The organism is Rhodococcus sp. (in: high G+C Gram-positive bacteria) (assembly GCF_049299235.1).
Taxonomy (GTDB): Bacteria; Actinomycetota; Actinomycetes; order Mycobacteriales; family Mycobacteriaceae; genus Rhodococcus.
The window spans coordinates 1-4,758 of record NZ_JBAQXC010000193.1 but is presented as its reverse complement, the minus strand read 5'-3'; the positions used below and the strand labels follow the sequence as shown (position 1 = coordinate 4,758).

Here is a 4,758-nt window from a genome sequence, read left to right as displayed (position 1 = left end):
AGTTACGGTGGTTATAGCGACAGGGAAACGCCCGGTCCCATTCCGAACCCGGAAGCTAAGCCTGTCTGCGCCGATGGTACTGCACTCGTCAGGGTGTGGGAGAGTAGGTCGCCGCCGAACACCCGTTTGCTGTAGGCCCCCACCATCTGGTGGGGGCCGACAGTGTTTGGAGGGGGTGTGGTTCGGGTCGGGTGAGGGTTTCTCTCACCCGAACCGGACCGGCTCGACCCAGGTTACTGGCGCGGGCGCGGAGTCGCGCGCGGCATCGCTCGCGTCAAACGTGGAGCCCAACCATGCGAAGGCCACCGCTTGAGACCCAGTCGATCCGGGGTCACGCGGGTATCGACGAACATGGTTTCGAGTTCGGAATCCGACTCACCGAGAAAGCGATACAGGATCGTGCCGCCGTTCTCCTCCGTGCGTGAAGCGGCCTGCCATCCCGTCGCTCGGTATGCGCCGCGCACGATGTTGTCGGCGACGACGAGGATGGGAAGTCCGGCGATGCCGCGTGCCGCGATGCCTGCCGGCCAGGGCCGGTCGGCGAGATCCCGAACCTGGTCTGGAGATGCCGATTTCGCGTCCGTGATCCGCAACACCACACACGGCGTCGGTAGCTCCGGGGCAGCCTTCGCAGAGTACTGGCGGACAAGCTCCGCGATCGGACGCGCGATTCGATCCGCTTCGGAATCGCCGGTGGTTCCGGCGAGATTCGTGAGCACGAAATCGCCGCGATGCGATTCGAGTAGACCCAGTGCTGCGATCAATGCCTGGGCGGTCGCGCCGGCGGCATGATCGGCGTCGGCAGCGGGAAGCAAATGATCGGCGACGACGAAATGTTCCACCGAATACCCCGAGTGGTACACGGCACGTACGCGACGCAGAGCAGCGTCGGCCTCAGGGGTGGCCTGCGGCGCGTTCTCACCCCCTGCGGTGAGTTTGTGCGTCTCGCCGATGGCGGCCCAGGTCAGTGCGAAAATGCGGTTCCCGCGACCGCTGCCTGCGTGCAGGACGGTGCGGTCACGTGGATCGAGTAGTACATACACGTATGCACCGAGTTGCTCGATGACGTTGGCGGGCAGCGGATCGGGGGTGGGCATGCGATCGTCGACCTCGGTGACGATGGCCCGTAGTACGGTCAGCCGCAGCGCCACCGGGACGATGCCGGCGGACCCTCCGAACAGTTCCCGATTGGCGGCATCGACAGATCCGAAAGTGCGCCCGATGTTGCGGCTGAGCGCACCGAGCGCGTGGGTGAACTCCGTGAGCCGCTGACGCGGATCGTCCGCCGTTTCGGGCAGCTCGTTGCTGGTCAGAAACATCTGGATCTCGGGAGATTCCAGAAGTGTCTGGGCGATGTTCGGAGGAACTGTCCACACGGTGCGCATGAGGCGACTCTAGGCCAGGCAGCGCCCCCAGACCCCGCAGCGCGCGCATCGTCGTCGGATCATCCGGTCCGCAGCTACGCTCATCGATCATGAACGTCGTCTCAGCCCGCGGCGGTTCAGCGCCGCGGTGGTTGCGTGACGCGAGCGCGTCGTCGCGCATCGAAGCACTGGTGATCACCGCGGTCACGACCATCCTGCTGGTGCGCCTGTACCTGCACCTGTCGGGATATCCGCAGGTCGGTGGCGCGACCCTTCATATCGCACATTCGCTGTGGGGCGGGCTGCTGATGATTGTCGCGTTGTGCGGTCTGCTCACTTATCTGGGTCGCACTCCGCACGGGTTCGGGATCGTCGCGGGTGGCATCGGCTTCGGGTTGTTCCTGGACGAGATCGGCAAATTCTTGACCAAGACGAACGACTACTTCTACCGGCCGTCCGTTGCGATCATGTACGTGGTGGTGTTGCTTCTGTTGCTCGCCAACCGTGCTGTCCACGGACTTCGGCCGGTCTCGGCGCAGGAGGAGATGGCCAATGCGGCGGCGACCGCGGTGGACGGGATCATGCGCGGGTTGACTCCCACCGACCGCGTCGGCGCGGCCGACCAATTGAGATCCGCGAGGACGGGCGGGGTGGATCCGGAAGCAGCCGACGAGATCGAACGGTTGTTGGCGCGGTGTCGCGACCGTGACGATCGGCGGTACCGGTTCGATGTGGGGCTGGGACGGGTGGTTCCGCAGAGCTTGCGAGGGGATCGCGGTACTTGGCTGGTGGCGGTGATATTGGCGATATTCTCCGGGATGATGCTCGTCCATGCGGTGACGACGCTCGATGACGATCTGACCGGCGGCGACCGCGACCTCACTGTGTGGTTCCAGTTGGTGGGGGTGTCGGTGACGACGCTGCTGTGCGTGCTGGGGTTGATCGGTCTGCGGTCAAGGCGGCGGTGGGCGTTGCGGTTGCTCAGCGCCGCTGCCCTGGTCACGGTGCTGTTCGTCGAGGTCATCGACTTTGCGGTCGCGGAGTTCGGGGCTCTGCTCAATGTCGCGGTGGGTGTGGTGGCGCTCGCCGTGTTCTCGAATCGGCTTGCTCGTCGGGATGCAGGCGCCGTCGAAGTTTCGGTTGCGTGAACAAGTACTCATTTCGAATCCGACGCCGACGCCACTTGTGTGCCGTTCGTCGCTTACGGTAGACACCGTGAGCATGCCTGTCCCTGATCCCACGCGCACCGAGGCGAGTAGCGCATCGACCTGGCCGGCGCTGATGACGTGGCGGGCCAACGATGCACCACGAATGGAATCGGTTCGTGTGCAGTTGAGCGGATTCCGTGTCAAGGCGTCCGGCCGTATCGTCGGGGCCGCGTGCGCCGACCACCCGGCGTTCAGTGCGTCCTACGATCTCGTCACCGATGAGAACGGTGTCACCCGCAGATTGTCGGTGCGGACCACGCTGGCATCCGGTGAGAAGCATATGTCGATCAGTCGTTCCGGTGAGGGCATCTGGATGGTCGACAACGGAACACAGCATCAACGATCGGCATTCGGCGGTGCGCTCGACGTCGACGTGATCCTCAGTCCGTTCTTCAACGCACTCCCGATCCGCCGGTACAGCCTGCAGACCGGCGCCGATGAGCTCGAGGTGCCCGTCGTGTACGTCAACCTGCTCGATCTCGGGGTGCAGGAGGCGACGCTCGTCTACAGCAGCGCCGCCGACGGTATCCATGTGCTGTCACCGGTGTCGAGTTCGACCGTGACCGTCGATGCGCACGGGTTCGTCGTCGACTATCAGGGACTCGCTGAGCGCATCTGATCGGCTGCCGTGCCTTCGATGGCGAGTGCAAGCGCGAGTGCCGTGGATTCGCCGGGGTGGCTGCCGTGTCCGCTCGGTCCGCTGGACAGTCCGGCTACCTGTAGGCCGACCGGACGGGTCTGACCGTCGGGTGCGGGCACCGACAGCGCGGGAACACCGAGCACGCTGAACGGAATGCAGCGTTGGAGCAGCGGGGCACGCAGATCGACGGGATCGCTGTCCGCTGGTGCCGACCGGACCCCGGTGGTCACGGTGAGCAGTGCGTCGAACCTGTCGATGCGGCGCAGCCGGTGCAGAACGTCGGTGCGCAGGCGTTCGGCTGCACGCAGCGCCCGCAGATACTCGGACGCGGGCCGACCGGCTTGTGCGGCGAGGAGCGCTGCCGTCGGCGCCTGATATCGACCGGGGTCGACTTCGAACCACGCTTGATGGGTTTCGTATGCCTCGGATCCGGTGATGATCGGATACGCGGCGAGCAACTCGTCGGTCTCCGGCAACGTCGTGTGCACGACGTCGGCGCCGAGGTTGCGGAGGGTGCGGCTCGCGGTGTCGACCGCCGCGGCGACCTCGGGGTCGTCGAGATCCCACACACCACCACGCAGCACACCGACGCGCAGCCCCGATACGGGAGTTCGCAGGTGCGCGACCCCGGGCAGCGCACCCCACGCCAGTCCGGCGTCGAGGACGTCGCCGGTCAGCAGCCCGATGTGGTCGAACGTGGTGGACAGCGGGAACACCCCGTCCAGCGACAGTGCGCCACTGGACGGTTTGAACCCGACGATCCCGCACAGCGCGGCGGGTGTACGCACACTGCATCCGGTGTCGGTGCCCAACGCGAGTGGCACGATGCCCCGACCGACCAGTACTGCCGATCCGGACGACGAGCCGCCGCTGATCAGCGACGGGTCGTGCGGGTGCAGAGCCGGTCCGGCCGCGTTGACGAGTCCGGTGGGTCCGTATGCGAACTCGTGCAGGTGGGTCTTGGCGACGACGATCGCCCCGGCTTCCCGCAACTGTTCGACGACCCGGGCGTCGCGGCGGGCCGGCGGTGCGTCGGCGAGCACGGCACTGCCGCAGCGCGTCGGCATGCCTGCGACATCGATGTTGTCCTTGATCGCCACAGCGACGCCGTGCAACGGGCCGATCCAACTGCCCGCACCCAGTTCCGCGTCGGCGCGGGCCGCGGATTCGAGTGCGGCCGCGTCGTTGCGGGCTGCGACGATGTTGCTCCAGGGCGTGCCGTCGAGGGCGTCGAGGTCGGTGAGGACCCGCCGGACGTGTTCGGTCGCGGTGAGGTCGCGTTTCGCGAGGGCCGACGCGGTGTCGCGCAGGTTCACGACGTCCACACCCGGCCGCGACGCCCGGCGTCGCGGAGCCGTTCGATCCAGTTGTCGTCGCCGGGGACGATTCCGACGATGGGCGGGCGTTCGCGCTGTTCGTAGCGCTGCCGAGCCGCGTGGCCGGCACGTGTGAGCTCACCGGTGCTGCCATCGGCGAGTTGCTCACGTGCGGTGCGCAGCACCTCGAGGGTTTCGTCGAGCGCGGCGAGCAGCGCGGTCGCGTTGCC

Annotated in this window: 4 protein-coding genes, 1 rRNA gene and 1 pseudogene; 3 read left to right on the top strand and 3 right to left on the bottom strand. The window is 66.6% G+C overall.

What is annotated here, in order from left to right:
* The first annotated feature begins 3 nt into the window (after positions 1–3).
* Positions 4–120, top strand: a 5S ribosomal RNA gene (gene rrf, locus WAX14_RS11760).
* Positions 121–233: 113 nt separating this feature from the next.
* On the opposite strand, the gene WAX14_RS11755 is transcribed toward rrf, so the two are convergent.
* Positions 234–1,385: a GIY-YIG nuclease family protein gene (locus tag WAX14_RS11755; RefSeq protein ID WP_422628241.1), complete on the bottom strand. Its 1,152-nt coding sequence runs from the start codon at positions 1,383–1,385 to the stop codon at positions 234–236.
* Positions 1,386–1,474: 89 nt separating this feature from the next.
* Here WAX14_RS11755 and WAX14_RS11750 point away from each other — a divergent pair, with 89 nt between their 5' ends.
* Together WAX14_RS11750 and WAX14_RS11745 are read left to right on the top strand one after the other, a co-directional pair.
* Entirely contained in the window at positions 1,475–2,512 is a 1,038-nt protein-coding gene (locus WAX14_RS11750) for a hypothetical protein (protein WP_422628240.1), read from the top strand.
* Positions 2,513–2,585: 73 nt separating this feature from the next.
* Positions 2,586–3,191 carry a putative glycolipid-binding domain-containing protein gene (locus tag WAX14_RS11745; RefSeq protein ID WP_422628242.1) on the top strand — a complete coding sequence of 202 codons (606 nt, stop codon included), beginning with the start codon at positions 2,586–2,588 and terminating at the stop codon, positions 3,189–3,191.
* Here WAX14_RS11745 and WAX14_RS11740 read toward each other — a convergent pair.
* Together WAX14_RS11740 and WAX14_RS11735 are read right to left on the bottom strand one after the other, a co-directional pair.
* Positions 3,167–4,537 (bottom strand): amidase, encoded by a 1,371-nt coding sequence (locus WAX14_RS11740; RefSeq protein WP_422628239.1) that lies wholly within the window; start codon positions 4,535–4,537, stop codon positions 3,167–3,169. The genes WAX14_RS11745 and WAX14_RS11740 overlap by 25 nt on opposite strands.
* Positions 4,525–4,758: pseudogene (locus tag WAX14_RS11735) on the bottom strand (prephenate dehydrogenase); the annotation flags it as partial. The pseudogene WAX14_RS11735 and the gene WAX14_RS11740, both read right to left, overlap by 13 nt.